Source organism: Paraburkholderia tropica, assembly GCF_014171495.1.
GTDB classification, from domain to species: Bacteria; Pseudomonadota; Gammaproteobacteria; order Burkholderiales; family Burkholderiaceae; genus Paraburkholderia; species Paraburkholderia tropica.
In genome coordinates this window covers 136824-151895 of record NZ_CP049134.1, presented here as the reverse complement: position 1 = coordinate 151895, position 15072 = coordinate 136824, and the positions used below count along the sequence as shown (strand labels likewise).

The following is a 15072-nucleotide window of genomic DNA, read 5'->3' as shown; positions in this document are numbered from 1 at the left end:
ATCATGGGGACAACCATTCGCGACGTCGCGCAGGCGGCCAACGTGTCGATCGGCACGGTGTCCCGCGCGCTGAAAAACCAGCCGGGGCTTTCCGAAGCCACGCGCGCGCGCATCGTCGAGATCGCGCAGTCGATGGGCTATGACAGCGCGCAGCTGCGTCCGCGCATCCGTCGCCTCACCTTCCTGCTGCACCGCCAGCACAACAACTTCGCGGCCAGCCCGTTCTTCTCGCACGTCCTGCACGGCGTGGAAGACGCGTGCCGCGAACACGGCATCGTGCCCGCGCTGCTCACCGCCGGTCCCGCCGACGACACCATCCAGCAATTGCGCCTGCACGCGCCCGACGCGGTCGCCGTGGCGGGCTTCGTCGAGCCCGAAACGCTCGCCGCGCTGGTCGCGCTGCAACGCCCGCTCGTGCTGATCGACCTGTGGTCCGAGGGCCTGCGCTCGGTGAACATCGACAACGCTGCGGGCGCCGCGCTCGCCATGCATCATCTGTTCGCCATGGGGCGGCGGCGCGTGGCGTTCATCGGCGGCTCGCTCGCGCACTACAGCATCGCGCAGCGCGCGCTCGGCTACCGGCGCGCGTTCTTCGAAGCCGGTCTGCTGTTCGATCCGTCGCTCGAAACCACCATCGAAGGCGGTCTCGATCCGGACACCGGCGCGGCGCTCGCAATGCAGCGTCTGCTCGACGGCGCGCGCCAGCGCGGCGAGGCGGCGCCCGACGCCGTGTTCGCCTACAACGACGCCGCCGCGCTCGCCGCCCTGCGCGTGTGCCAGGCGAACGGCCTGCGCGTGCCCGAGGACATCGCCATCGTCGGTTTCGACGATATCGCCGCCGCCGCGCACGCCACGCCCGCGCTCACGACGCTCGCCGTCGACAAGGAAGCGCTCGGACGGCGCGGCGTCGAATTGCTGCTCGAAGAAACGCCGCAAGCGAACGAGATCGTGCTGCCGGTGCGGCTCGTCGAGCGCGCGAGCACGACGGGCGGCGGGTTGAAGTCAGCGCCGAAATCCGCTGCGTCACTCACCGCGCCGCCGCCATTGGAAACCGCCGCGCGTCGCGGCAAGACGCAGCCCGAAGCGTCCTGAAGCGGTCGCAGAATCACGCCGCATCGCCAGAACAACGTAGCAAACCGAATCAAGCCGAACCCACGCAGCCGAGATGAGAAAGCCATGACGAAGCCATCCGACACCGCACTCACCGTTGAAGCCCAGACCGCCGCGCCCGCCGTCGCGAGCTTTCGGGACCGCGCCTTCCTGCTCGGCCATATCGCCGACACGCTGCGCTTCTACGCGCCCAACGTGTACGACCCGTCGGGCGGCTTCTTCCACTATTTCCGCGACGACGGCTCGATCTACAACGCGCATTCGCGCCATCTCGTGAGCAGCTGCCGCTACGTGTTCAACTACGCGATGGCGTACCGCGAAACCGGCGAGGCGCAGCATCTCGACTACGCGCGCCACGGCCTGCAATTCCTGCGCGACGTGCATTGGGACCCGCAGCTCGAGGGCTACGACTGGGAGATCGACTGGCGCGACGGCCAGAAGCGCACGCTCGACGCCACGCGCCACTGCTACGGCCTCGCCTTCGTGCTGCTCGCTTACGCGCACGCCGCGATGGCCGGCATCGAAGAAGCGAAGCCGATGATCGCCGCCACCTTCGAGCTGATGGAACATCGCTTCTGGGACGGCGCGGCGGGCCTCTATGCCGACGAAGCGAGCGCCGACTGGGAGATCTCCAGCTATCGCGGCCAGAACGCCAACATGCACACCACCGAGGCGCTGCTCGCGGCCTACGAGGCGACCGGCCATCTGGTCTATCTCGACCGCGCCGAGCGCGTCGCGTCGAACATCACGCTGCGTCAGGCGCGGCTCTCGCAAGGGCTGGTCTGGGAGCACTTTAACGCCGACTGGTCGGTCGACTGGGACTACAACAAGGAAGACAGCACGAACATCTTCCGCCCGTGGGGTTTCCAGCCGGGCCACCAGACCGAGTGGGCCAAGCTGCTGCTGATTCTCGAACGTCATCGTCCGCTGCCGTGGCTGCTGCCGCGCGCGATCGAGCTGTTCGACGCGGCCATGATGCACGCCTGGGACAACGATCACGGCGGCCTCTACTACGGCTTCGGGCCCGACTACACCGTCTGCGATCACGACAAGTATTTCTGGGTCCAGGCCGAGACCTTCGCCACCGCCGCGCTGCTCGGCAAGCGCACCGGCAACGAGCGCTTCTGGGACTGGTACGACGAGATCTGGCGCTACAGCTGGAAGCATTTCGTCGATCATCGCTATGGCGCGTGGTATCGCATCCTCACCTGCGACAACCGCAAGTACAGCGACGAAAAGAGCCCTGCCGGCAAGACCGACTATCACACCATGGGCGCGTGCTACGAAGTCCTGAACGCGCTGCCCGGACGCGGCATGGCGCCGATCGTCGGGCGCGAGGAAGAGCACGCGAACGTCAGTGCCAACGGCACGGACGGCGCGGCCTGATCCGCGCGACACGGCAAGAGATAACCGCAAAGCACCCGCAACGCACCGGCGACGCACAAGCAACGCACCCGCGACCGATTCAGCGAAGGAACATGCGATGAGCACCTGCAGCACTGGCCCCGACTTCTCGACCGGCTTCCCCGCCTTCATTTCGGCGGGCGACATCCTCACCGATCTCGTGCGCGGCGCGGCGCCCGAGGGCTCGGCGCACACCGGCGCGCCGGGCACCGATTCGAGCTGGCGCGCGCATCCGGGCGGCGCGGGCTGGAACGTGGCGCGCGCGGTCGCGCGTCTGGGCCTGCCGACGGCCTGCGCCGGCTCGCTCGGCACCGACAACTTTTCGGACGAACTCTGGAACGCGAGCGTCGCCGCCGGTCTCGACATGCGCTTCATGCAGCGCGTCGAGCGCGCGCCGCTGCTCGCGATCGTGCACCAGACGCATCCGCCCGCGTACTACTTCATCGGCGACAACAGCGCGGACCTCGCCTTCGATCCCGCGAAGCTGCCCGAGGGCTGGCGACGCCACGCGAAGTGGGCGCATTTCGGCTGCATCAGCCTCGTGCGCCAGCCGCTCGGCGAAACGCTCGCGACGCTCGCCGCCGAGCTGCGCGCGCAAGGCGTGAAGATCAGCTTCGATCCGAACTACCGCAACCTGATGGCGCACGGTTACGAGCCGATCCTGCGCCGCATGGCCGCGCTCGCCGATCTCATCAAGGTCTCCGACGAGGACCTGCGCATGCTGTTCGCCGACAAGAGCGAGCCGGACGCGATCGCCGCCGTGCGCGCGCTCAATCCGGCCGCGACGCTGCTGGTCACGCGCGGCGCGCAGCACGCGACGCTCTACGTGGGCGACGAGGTGATCGACGCGACGCCGCCGCGCGTGCAGGTCGCCGACACGGTGGGCGCGGGCGACGCGTCCATCGGCGGTCTGCTGTTCAGCCTGATGAGCACGCCGCAGCGCACGTGGCGTCAGCATCTGTCGTTCGCGCTGGCTGCGGGCGCCGCCGCCTGCCGCCGCGCGGGCGCGCATTCGCCGACGCTCGACGAGGTCGTCGCGCTGCTGGAAGACTGAGACGCGCGGGCGTTGCACCGTTGCGAGGCATGACACGCAAGCGCCGCGCGAGCGTCACATGCGTGCCCCGCAGGCGCGCGGTCAACGTGCTAGCATGGGATTCCCTTCCTCGAGAAGCACGCTGGAGCCCGCTATGGACGACGTCACCTACACCAAGGGGATCTACACGGCAGTCGCCTCTGTGCGACCCATGAACGCCGGCCAGTACCAGGGCCTGGTCTCCCTGGCGCGCGACGACGGCGAAGATCTCGAGAACGCGATCTACGAAGTGGAAGCCGCTTCCGGCACGCCCGAGGAAGCGCTGGAGGAAGCCAAGGCGCTCGCGCACCGGCTGCTCGGCGAACTCGAACTGTAAGCGCGCCGCAGTCGCACGGTATTCGAGCCGTCTTCAGCGCCGTACTCGCGACGTTCTCGAATCGGCCGATGGATTAGCGCGATCCGTTTAGCGCGTCGAGCCCGTGTCCTCCACTTCCTGTGTTCCGTCCGGCGAGGCGATCCCGCGCCGGACGGTTTCCCGCGTCCGGCACGCAACCGTGCGTGCGCGGGCCGCAACGGCGACTGCGCCGTTGCACGGGATCGCATGCGGCGCGTTGCGGTGCGCCGCTGCGGTCGAAAGGAGGGTCGACATGACCGAACAGCTCTTTCTCTACGGCGTCTACGCCATCCATGTGCATCCGCTCGAATTGCAGGGCGCGCGCTGGGACGCCGAGTATCAGATCACCCATCGCGACCAGGCCGTGCAACCGTGGATCACGATCGGCGGCAACGCGGGCTTTCCGCAAAGCGCCGAAGCGATCGACGCCGCGCACCGCCAGGCCATCGCCGATATTGAACACGGCGCGGGCATTCCGAAGCCGCGCGCGTTTCCGTAAGCGGGACGCGATTCCTTCGGCGGGACGCGGTTCTGCACGCGGAACGCGGTTTCGTAAGCGACAGGCCCGCGGTTCCTTGAATCGCTTCCTTGCACGAACCGCAGACGCGGCGCATGGGCGGTCCGCAGGCCGCGCGCACGACTTGCTCAACGCTCACGCGTAGCGCTGCGCGGTCGCGCGCGGCTTGCACGCGAGTGGCCGCCCGCGCCCTTTTCTGCGCCCTTTTCTGCGCCCTTCCCCCGCCCTTTCCAACCGCCCGCCGCCGCTTCCCGGCGCGCACGCGCGGCACCGCATGAATCGCGCTTGTCCTGCACGCGCGGCGTTGCTACGCTCTCGCCATTCCGACCCCGAAGGACCGCCATGACGCCCGATTCGCCGGAGGGCACCGCGAACGAGGAAGCCGCGCGCGCCGCCGACCAGGCCGACGCGCACGCCGCCACCGACGAAGACCGCAAGCGCCCCGGCAGCGACCGCACCGACGCCTGGCAAACGCGCGGCGGCCCCGCGCCGCGCCGCCTGCACATCGGTTCGCGCGAAGTGCTCGTCTACGGCATGCCGGTGCATGGCTGGCAGGATCTCTATCACACGGCGCTCACCATGCGCTGGCCCACCTTCTTCGCCTCGCTCGCCGCGCTGTTCGTGGTCGCCAACGCGTTCTTCGCGTGCCTCTACCAGCTCGGCACCGCACCCATCGCGAACCAGTATCCACACGGTTTCGCGGGCGCGTTCTTCTTCAGCGTCGAAACGCTCGCGACGGTCGGCTACGGCGACATGCATCCGCAAACCGTCTACGCGCACATCGTCGCCACCTTCGAGATCTTCGTGGGCATGTCGAGCATCGCGCTCGCCACGGGCATCGTGTTCGCACGTTTCTCTCGTCCGCGCGCGAAGATCCTGTTCGCGCGCCAGGTGGTCGTGCATCCGATCGAAGGCCGCCTGACGCTGATGGTGCGCGCCGCCAACGCGCGCCAGAACGTGATCGCCGAAGCCAGCGCGAAGCTGCGCCTCGTGCGCATCGAAACCTCGTCGGACGGCTACACCGCGCGGCGCATCCACGACCTCAAGCTCGTGCGCGACCAGCATCCGCTCTTCACGCTCGGCTGGAACCTGATGCACGTCATCGACGAAACCAGCCCGCTGCACGGCGCGACGCCCGAGTCGCTGGCGCTGCAGGCCGCCACGCTGCACGTGGTGATCGAAGGCTCGGACGAATCGACCGCGCAGACCATGCAGGCGCGCTACATCTGGCCGGACGGCCAGGTGCGGTTCGGCCATCGTTACGTCGATCTGATGAGCGAAGACGGCGGCGTGAGCCGGATGGACTACACGCACTTTCACGACGTCGAGCCCTTCGATCGGACCCGGCCTGACAGACCGCGTGTGATCTGAATCAAAACCGCGCGCAGCCGCGCCGCGCGCGCCGGACGCGCGACGAAAGAGAATTTCCCTCCAAAGCTCGCCATTGCGAGCAGGCTTTGGCGCATTCGGCGCATGCGCCCGCAGAGTTAGCAAAAAACTTCCGCTATTGACGCGAAAAAATGGAGTCTTCAGCGAGCGCACAGAAAGACGCAGAGACGCAGCGCTCGCCACACAAGAACGGAGACTTCCCCCATGACCGCGCGTCCCGCGTTTGGCGATCAGCCTGCTTCGCCGCCCTTTTCGCCGCCCCTCGCCGATTACCAGCTCACCGACAACCTCACCGCCACGCGCGGCCGCATCTTCCTGACCGGCACGCAGGCGCTGATCCGCCTCGCGCTGATGCAGCGCGCGCTCGACCGCGCGCACGGCCTGAACACGGCGGGCTTCATCAGCGGCTATCGCGGCTCGCCGCTCGGCATGGTCGACCAGCAGGCGTGGAAGGCGAAAAAACTGCTCGAAGCCGCCGACGTGCGCTTCCTGCCCGCGATCAACGAGGAACTGGGCGGCACGGCCGTGCTCGGCACGCAGCGCGTGGAAGCGGACCCCGAACGCACCGTCGAAGGCGTGTTCGCGATGTGGTACGGCAAGGGCCCGGGCGTCGATCGCGCCGGCGACGCGCTCAAGCACGGCAACGCCTACGGCTCGTCGCCGCACGGCGGCGTGCTGGTGGTGGCGGGCGACGATCACGGCTGCGTGTCGTCGTCGATGCCGCATCAGAGCGACTTCGCGATGATGGCGTGGCACATGCCCGTGGTGAATCCGTCGAATATCGCGGACATGCTCGAATTCGGCCTCTATGGCTGGGCGCTCTCGCGCTACTCGGGCGCGTGGGTCGGCTACAAGGCGATTTCGGAAACCGTGGAATCGGGCTCGACCGTCGATCTCGACGCGCTCAAGACCGACTGGCAAGCGCCCGAATTGGCCGATGCGGATTTCGCTGCGCCGCCCGGCGGTCTGCACAACCGCTGGCCCGATCTGCCGAGCCTCGCGATCGAGCAGCGTCTCGCGGCCAAGCTCGACGCCGTGCGCCACTTCGCGCGCGCGAACAGCATCGACAAATGGATCGCGCCGAGCCCGCACGCGAACGTGGGCATCGTCACCTGCGGCAAGGCGCATCTGGACCTGATGGAAGCGCTGCGCCGGCTCGACCTCACCGTCGCCGATCTCGAACAGGCGGGCGTGCGCATCTACAAGGTCGGGCTTTCGTTTCCGCTGGAGATGTCGCGTCTCGACGCCTTCGTCTCCGGTCTCACCGACGTGCTCGTGATCGAGGAAAAAGGCCCGGTGATCGAGCAGCAGATCAAGGACCATCTCTACAACCGGAGGGACAGCGGCAAGGACGGCGCGCGCCCGGCCGTGATCGGCAAGCATGCGGAGGACGGCACGCTGCTGCTTTCCGAACTCGGCGAATTGCGCCCGTCGCGCATCTTGCCGGTGTTCGCCGCATGGCTCGCGAAGCACAAGCCGATGCTCGACCGCCGCGAGCGTGTGGTCGACCTCGTCGCGCCGCAGATCCTCTCGAATGTCGCCGATGCCGTGAAGCGCACGCCCTGGTTCTGCTCGGGCTGCCCGCACAACACCTCGACGAAAGTGCCCGAAGGTTCGATCGCGCAAGCGGGCATCGGCTGTCACTTCATGGCGTCGTGGATGGAGCGCGACACCACCGGCCTGATCCAGATGGGCGGCGAAGGCGTGGACTGGGCCGCGCATTCGATGTTCACGAACACGCGCCACGTATTCCAGAATCTCGGCGACGGCACCTACTTTCATTCAGGCATCCTTGCGATTCGCCAGGCCGTGGCCGCGAAGACCAACATCACCTACAAGATCCTCTACAACGACGCCGTGGCGATGACGGGCGGCCAGCCCGTGGACGGCAGCATTTCCGTGCCGCAGATCGCGCGCCAGGTGGAAGCCGAAGGCGTCTCGCGCTTCGTGGTCGTGAGCGACGAACCCGAGAAATACGACGGCCATCACGGCCAGTTTCCGAAGGGCACGACGTTCCATCATCGCAGCGAACTCGACGCCGTGCAGCGCGAACTGCGCGAAACACCAGGCGTGACCGTGCTGATCTACGACCAGACCTGCGCCGCCGAAAAGCGCCGCCGCCGCAAGAAAGGCGAGTTCCCCGATCCGGACAAGCGTCTCTTCATCAACGAAGCCGTCTGCGAAGGCTGCGGCGATTGCGGCGTGCAGTCGAACTGCCTCTCGGTCGAGCCGGTGGAAACCGAACTGGGCCGTAAACGCCGCATCGATCAGTCGTCGTGCAACAAGGACTATTCGTGCGTGAACGGCTTTTGCCCGAGCTTCGTCACGATCGAAGGCGGCAAGCTCAAGAAGGCCGCGGGCGCGGCGTTCGATCCGCAGGCGCTGGCCGCGCGCGTGAGTGCGCTGCCGGTGCCGTCGACGCATCTCGACAACGCGCCCTACGACATTCTCGTGACCGGCGTGGGCGGCACGGGCGTGGTGACGGTGGGCGCGCTCATCAGCATGGCCGCGCATCTGGAAGGCAAGAGCGCATCGGTGCTCGATTTCATGGGCTTCGCGCAGAAGGGCGGCTCGGTGCTGTCGTTCGTGCGCTTCGCCGTGACCGACGCGCTGCTCAACCAGGTGCGCATCGATACGCAGCAGGCCGATCTGCTGCTCGCCTGCGACATGGTGGTGGGCGCGAGCGCCGACGCGCTGCAAACGGTGCGCCACGACCGCACGCGCATCGTCGTGAACACGCACGAGATTCCGAACGCGTCGTTCGTGCAGAACCCCGACGCGAATCTGCACGCCGGCGCGCTGCTCGCGAAGATGCGTCACGCGGCGACGAACGGCGCGACGTCCGCGCAGGATCCGCTGTCGACCTGCGATGCCCAGGCGCTCGCGCAACGCTATCTCGGCGACACCATCGGCGCGAACATTCTGATGCTCGGTTTCGCGTGGCAGCTTGGCCTCGTGCCCGTGTCGCTCGCGGCGCTCACGCGCGCGATCGAGTTGAACAACGTGGCCGTGCAGGCGAATCTGTTCGCGCTCTCGATCGGCCGTCTCGCCGCCGCCGATCCGGCCGCGCTCGAAGCGCTCGACCTTCGGCGCGCGAATGTGGCCAGCGAAGCGGCGCTCACCGCGCGCAAGCTCACGCAAACGCTCGACGAACTGATCGCCGATCGCGAAGCGCGACTGCTCGCGTATGGCGGCGCGGGCTACGCGAAGCGCTATCGCGCGCTGACCGACGCCGCGCGTCTCGCCGACAAGTCAGCCGATCAGGCGCTTGCTCGCGCGGTCGCCGCCACGTTCTACACGTTGCTCGCGGTGAAGGACGAATATGAAGTGGCGCGCCTGCATGCCGATCCGGCGTTCCGCGCCGCGCTCGAAGCGCAGTTCGAAGGCCAGGCGGGCAGCGACTTCACGGTGAAGTTCAACCTCGCGCCGCCGCTGATCGCGCGCGAAAAACACGGCCAGCCGCCGCGCAAGATGCAGTTCGGCCAATGGCTCTGGCGCGCGCTCGCGCTGCTCGCGACGGGACGCGGCGTGCGCGGCACGTGGTTCGATCCGTTCGGCCACACGCTCGAACGCCGTATGGAACGCGCGCTCGCCGACGATTACGAGGCCACGTTGCGCGGCGCGCTGATTCAACACGCGCACACGACAACGGACAGCGCCGCCGACCTCGCGAAGTTCGCGAGCCTGCATCAGCGCGTGCGCGGCTACGGCCACGTGAAGCTCGCGAACCTCGCGGCGGTCAAGCGCGGCGAGCGCGAACTCGCGGCGCGTCTGGGTATCGACGTGAAGACGAGCGCGGCCGTGAGCGATGCGCTCGCCTCGTTCAAGGGCGCTGGCGCACTGCGCGGCATTCCGGTGGTCGTGGCGAAATAAGCCCTGTTTTCAGGGGTGAAATCACGCAATGCGAACGGCGCGGGCTCATCATGGCTCGCGCCGTTTTCTATTGCGCTTCGATTGACGTGAGCGAAGCGCTCACACTCACGTTCAGGCCAGCTCTTCCGCCATCCAGTCGACGTCGCCGCACAGCACGCACAGGCGGTCGCCGACCTGCACGGCCATCGAGAGCGTCACGCACGGCAGCGCCTCGTTGATCGACAGATACGGCGACGTCACATGCACGCGTCCCGGCGAAACCAGCGCCGCGCGAAAGTACGGCCGGCGCAGCCAGTTCGCGCCCTGCGCGTCGTCGAGCGGCAGGAAGCGCGCGCCCTGGTCCGCGCGATCCACGCGCAGCACGACGTTGCGCCCGGCCTGACGCCCGCTTGCATCGAGCAGGAAGCAGCGCGCCGCGTGATCGAGCGCGAGAAAATTCCAGCACACCTCTTCGAGCGGCTCGCCCGCGCCCAGCCGCTCCGCCGCGCGCTCGAACGCGCGCACATAGGGCGCGAGACGGCTCGTGGTGCCGCGCTCGCGCGCTTCGGTCTGCTCGCGGTAACGCTCGGTCGCCTCGGCGATCACGGTCTGCGCGTGCGTGGCGTCGGTCAAGCCCGGCGCCGGACGCGCGAAGAAAAAGCCCTGCACGAAGTCGGCGTTGCAGGCGAGCGCGATCTGCGCTTCGTGCTCCGTCTCCACGCCCTCGATCAGCACGAGCTTGCCCGCCTCGTGCAGCAGCGAAACCAGCGCGGGCAGCGTCGCGGCCATGTCGGCGCGATGCGCGGCGTGCATCAGCATGATGCGGTCGAGCTTCACGATGTCGGGATTCAGTTGCCACACGCGGCCGATATCGACATGACCGGCGCCGAAGTCGTCGAGCGCGATCAGAAAGCCGCGTTCGCGGAACTCGGCCACGGCGTGCGCGAGCGCGTCGAGATCGGTGGCCTCGGCTTCGAGCACTTCGAGCACCACGCGCCGGGGCGGCAGCCCGAGCCGCCGCAGATTCGCAAGCAGCGCCGCCGCGTGATACGGCTCGATCAGCGTGCCCGGATGCACGTTGAGAAACAGCCACTCGCGCTCGGCGCCGAGCAGCGAGAAGTTCTCCAGATGCAGCCCCTGAGCGAGCCGGTCGACCTGCAGCGCCTCGCCGACGCGCGCGGCCGCGCCGAACACGTCGAGCGGCGAGACGGGCCGGTCGAGCGCATCGTGCGCGCGCAGCAGCCCTTCGTAGCCGATCGCACGCATGTGCGAAAGGCTGAACACCGGTTGAAACACGCTGGTGAGCGCAAGCTCGCCATGTTGCGCGCTATAGCGCTGCAGCCCCGACGAAACGCTCAGGGTGAACCCGAGCGGCGCCGCGGCCATCTTGTCCTGCTGCTCTGTGATCATGCCTTCCTCTTCGCGCAAGTTGATCGCCGCGGGCGTGCGTACCGGCGGCCGATGCGTTGCGTCGTTGGCAGGCGATAAAGCAAGGTCCGTGCGCACGCTGCGACCCGCCCTGCATCGAAGCCTGCACCGCGCACCGTGCGCGTGCGCGCGCGGCGGGCATGATGCGTCCCTGCACGCACCAGAATCGTGCATACGACCGCTGCCGCCATGCTCGCCGCGGCGAGCGCCCTACAAGTCCCTTGCACGCTTCGCGGCGTGCGCAGCCGCGCTCGGGCTACACTTACCGCCAACCGCCGCCTGTCTCGTCAGGCATGCTCCGCATCGTTCGCCGCGACACCGCGGCACGTTCCGCATTCAACGGATGATTGGGCCCGCACCGCGCGCCCCCGCATCCCCGCTCGTCTCGCCGCTCATCGATGGAAACCATTTTCACCGTTCTCATTCTGCTCCTCGCCGTGGCCCTTTCGGGGATCATCGTGCGGCTGCTGCCCGTCAAACTGCCCTTGCCGCTGTTGCAGATCGCCATCGGCGCGTTGCTCACGTTCCCGCGCATCAATCCGCACGTGACGTTCGATCCCGACGTCTTCATGGCGCTGTTCATTCCACCGCTGCTGTTCGCCGACGGCTGGCGCATGCCCAAGCGCGAGTTCTTCATGCAGCGCCGCGCGATCCTGCTGCTCGCGCTCGGCCTAGTGCTGCTGACCGTGGTGGCCGTCGGCTATTTCGTGCACTGGCTGGTGCCGCAGATCTCGCTGCCCGTGGCCTTCGCGCTCGCCGCCGTGCTCTCGCCGACCGACGCCGTCGCGCTCTCCGCCATCGCCGGCAAGGACAAGATTCCCGCGCAGCTCATGCACATCCTCGAAGGCGAAGCGCTGATGAACGACGCGTCGGGCCTCGTCGCGCTCAAATTCGCCGTGGCGGCGGCGCTCACGGGCGTGTTCTCGCTGCGCCAGGCCACGCTGAGCTTCTTTCTGATCGCGGCGGGCGGGCTCGCGGTGGGCGCGGCGATCGGCTGGTTCTTCAGCTTCATGTCGTCGCGCTTCCTGAACGTCGATGCCGAAGGCGACCCCGCGCCGGGCGTCGTCATGACCTTGCTGATTCCGTTCGCGGCTTACCTGTTCGCGGAACATCTCGAAGTCTCGGGCGTGCTCGCCGCCGTGGCCGCCGGGATGATGATGAACTACACGAGCGTCGCGCACATGGGCCCGGTGTCGGCGCGCGTGCGCGCGACCAGCACGTGGTCGATGATCGAGTTCGTGTTCAACGGCATGGTGTTCACGCTGCTCGGCCTGCAATTTCCCGGCATTCTCGGCAAGGCGCTGCTCGACGCGCATCACACGAGCAACGTGCAGATGCTGCGTCTGCTCGGCTATATCGGCGCGGTGCTGATCGCGCTCTACGCGATGCGCTTCGGCTGGGTCTGGCTGCTGCGCTGGGTGGCGAGCCGCGGCGCGGCGCGTCACGGCGTGGCCAATGCGGTGCCGGGGCTGCGCACCGTCGCCATCACCACGGTCGCGGGCGTGCGCGGCGCGGTGACGCTCGCGGGCGTGCTCTCGCTGCCCGTCGCGCTCGCAAGCGGCAAGCCGCTGCCGGGCCGCGACAGCGCCATCTTCATCGCCACGGGCGTGATTCTCGCGTCGCTGCTGGTGGCGATCGTCGGCTTGCCCTTGCTGTTGCGCGGCGTGCGGCGCGGCGCGCATCCGGCGCACGTGGCCGAGGAACGCGCCGCGCGTGTGCAGGCCGCGCAGGCTGCGATCCGCGCCGTCGACGCGCTGCACGAGACCGCCACGGAGGACATGAACGAATCGCAGTCCGCCTATGCCGCCGACACCACCGCGCGCGTGATGGACACCTATCGCCGCCGCCTCGCGACGCTCGACGCCGACCGCGATCTCAGCAAGCACGCGCGCGAAGCCGAATCGCTCGAATTGCAGATGCGCCTCGCGGCCATGCGCGCCGAACGCGCGACGCTGCTCGATCTGCGCAACCGGCAGACGATCAACGACGAAACGCTCGCGAAGCTGATGCGCGAAGTCGACCTCTCGGAAACGGCGATGACCACGCGCGGACGCAATCGCGGCTAACGCATCACGCTGCGCAAACAAAAAAACGCGACGCCCTTGCGGGCCGTCGCGTTTTTTTTCGCCTGCGCCGCACGGGTTACACCGCGCGCGCGAGACGGTGAATCAGACCGCCGCGTCCTGCACCGGCTTCTTGCGCAGCAGCGCGTAAAGCACGATCGCGCCGAACGTCGCGGTGCCGATGCCGCCGAGACCGAAGTTGCCGAGCTTGAGCGAGAAGTCGCCCGCGCCGAGCACCAGCGTGACGGCCGCGACGATCAGGTTGCGGTTGTCCGAGAAGTCGACCTTGTTGACGACCCAGATGCGCGCGCCCGTCACGGCGATCAGACCGAACACGACGATCGACACGCCGCCGAGCACCGGACCCGGAATGGTCTGGATCACCGCGCCGAACTTCGGCGAGAAGCCGAGCACGAGCGCGATCACCGCGGCGATGGCGAACACCAGCGTCGAGTAGATCTTGGTGACGGCCATCACGCCGATGTTTTCCGCGTAGGTCGTCACGCCCGTGCCGCCCGCGAAGCCCGAGACGATGGTCGCGAGGCCGTCGCCGATGAACGCGCGGCCCACGTAGCGGTCGAGGTTGTGGCCCGTCATCGCCGAGACGGCCTTGATGTGGCCGAGATTTTCCGCGACGAGAATCACGGCGATCGGCACGAGCAGCGCCATCGCGTGCGGGTCGAACACCGGCGCGCTGAACTTCGGCATGCCGAACCACGCGGCGTTCCCGACGATCGCAAAGTCGATCGGCTTGCCGAGGCCCATGCCGTTGGTGACGATCGCGTAGATCACGTAGGCGATGATCAGGCCGACGAGAATCAGCAGACGTTGCAGCATGCCGCGCGTGAACACGGCCACGCCGCCGACGCAGAGCACGGTGACGAGCGCCATCCACGAATCGAACTGCGAGCCGCTCACGCCCTTCACGGCGATCGGCGCAAGGTTCAGGCCGATCACGCAGACGATCGCGCCGGTCACGACCGGCGGCATGAGCGTCTCGATCCACTTGGTGCCGATGGCGGAGACCAGCACGCCGATCAGCGCATAGACCACGCCGCACGCGATGATGCCGCCGAGCGCGACCGGAATGTTCGGATTCGCGCCGTGACCGCTATAGCCCGTGGCCGCGATCACGAGGCCGATGAACGCGAAGCTCGAACCGAGATAGCTCGGCACGCGTCCGCCCACGACCACGAAGAACAGCAGCGTGCCGATGCCCGACATGAAAATGCAGAGGTTGGGATCGAAGCCCATCAGCAGCGGCGCGAGCACGGTCGAGCCGAACATGGCGACGACGTGCTGCACGCCCATCGCGAACATCTGCGGCCAGGCGAGACGCTCGTCGGGCGCGACGACGGTTTTGGCGTCCGTCTGCGCGCGCCAGCGCGGGAAATAGGAATCGGACATCGGGAGCTCCTTGTGTGCCGTGATTTTTTGCCGTAACGGGCCGGCGCACACGCGCGACAGGGCGCGGCGCGGGCCGGATCGGATTCTGTTTATCGGAACGGGGCGCGAGCCGGATGCGGCGTGCGTCGCACGCGCCGGGATTCGCTGATGCCCTTGATGGAAATCAGGCGCGAGTGTACGGAGCCGCAATCGGCGTGGCAAGGCGGGCATCCGCGCATGTGGGCCGGACGAAACAGGCGGCGGCGATCGACTTCGCCGCTGTTTCTCTGTTATTGCTCCGTTATTGCTCCGTTACTTCTCCGCTGTGTCGGCGCTCGTTTACCCGCCTCGCTCCGATACGAGTTTCGGACTAATCCTATATCGAGCGGGAAGGGCCGGGCATAGACTGAAATCTCTGCGTGACCCCATGACAGTTCATGCAGAGGTTGTAAGTTGTAAACTCTCCGACTTCCCGCTCATGCCGTTCTGGCCTGAG

The 15072-nt window shown here is 67.7% G+C and carries 10 protein-coding genes; 8 read left to right on the top strand and 2 right to left on the bottom strand.

Translation table 11 applies throughout. The annotated features are described in order from the left end of the window. Window positions 1-3 precede the first annotated feature (3 nt). From G5S35_RS00695 to G5S35_RS00665, 7 genes are all read left to right on the top strand, one after another. Window positions 4-1092 carry a LacI family DNA-binding transcriptional regulator gene (locus G5S35_RS00695; RefSeq protein ID WP_183038460.1) on the top strand — a complete coding sequence of 363 codons (1089 nt, stop codon included), beginning with the start codon at window positions 4-6 and terminating at the stop codon, window positions 1090-1092. An 84-nt stretch (window positions 1093-1176) separates the two neighbouring features. Next, complete coding sequence (locus G5S35_RS00690) at window positions 1177-2496, top strand: AGE family epimerase/isomerase (protein WP_237181307.1); 1320 nt, start codon at window positions 1177-1179, stop codon at window positions 2494-2496. 97 nt (window positions 2497-2593) lie between these two features. Continuing rightward, on the top strand, window positions 2594-3568 hold the full coding sequence (locus G5S35_RS00685) for a carbohydrate kinase family protein (RefSeq protein WP_065061998.1): 975 nt from the start codon (window positions 2594-2596) through the stop codon (window positions 3566-3568). A gap of 133 nt (window positions 3569-3701) precedes the next feature. Then, a complete protein-coding gene (locus G5S35_RS00680) occupies window positions 3702-3923 on the top strand; it encodes a hypothetical protein (RefSeq protein WP_065061996.1) in 222 nt (73 codons plus the stop codon). Between the two features lie 271 nt (window positions 3924-4194). After that, window positions 4195-4440, top strand: coding sequence for a hypothetical protein (locus G5S35_RS00675; protein ID WP_065061994.1), 246 nt, complete (start codon window positions 4195-4197; stop codon window positions 4438-4440). A 360-nt stretch (window positions 4441-4800) separates the two neighbouring features. Then, complete coding sequence (locus G5S35_RS00670) at window positions 4801-5829, top strand: ion channel (protein ID WP_110325302.1); 1029 nt, start codon at window positions 4801-4803, stop codon at window positions 5827-5829. A 222-nt stretch (window positions 5830-6051) separates the two neighbouring features. Further along, window positions 6052-9720: an indolepyruvate ferredoxin oxidoreductase family protein gene (locus G5S35_RS00665; RefSeq protein WP_183038459.1), complete on the top strand. Its 3669-nt coding sequence runs from the start codon at window positions 6052-6054 to the stop codon at window positions 9718-9720. Between the two features lie 111 nt (window positions 9721-9831). On the opposite strand, the gene G5S35_RS00660 is transcribed toward G5S35_RS00665, so the two are convergent. Continuing rightward, window positions 9832-11109 (bottom strand): EAL domain-containing protein, encoded by a 1278-nt coding sequence (locus G5S35_RS00660; RefSeq protein WP_074983034.1) that lies wholly within the window; start codon window positions 11107-11109, stop codon window positions 9832-9834. A 416-nt stretch (window positions 11110-11525) separates the two neighbouring features. Between G5S35_RS00660 and G5S35_RS00655 the strand changes: the two genes are divergently transcribed. Further along, a complete protein-coding gene (locus G5S35_RS00655) occupies window positions 11526-13193 on the top strand; it encodes a Na+/H+ antiporter (protein WP_065061990.1) in 1668 nt (555 codons plus the stop codon). Between the two features lie 102 nt (window positions 13194-13295). Here the strand turns inward: G5S35_RS00655 and G5S35_RS00650 are convergent, their stop codons facing one another. Continuing rightward, a complete protein-coding gene (locus tag G5S35_RS00650; RefSeq protein WP_065061988.1) occupies window positions 13296-14597 on the bottom strand; it encodes a solute carrier family 23 protein in 1302 nt (433 codons plus the stop codon). Window positions 14598-15072: the final 475 nt, after the last annotated feature.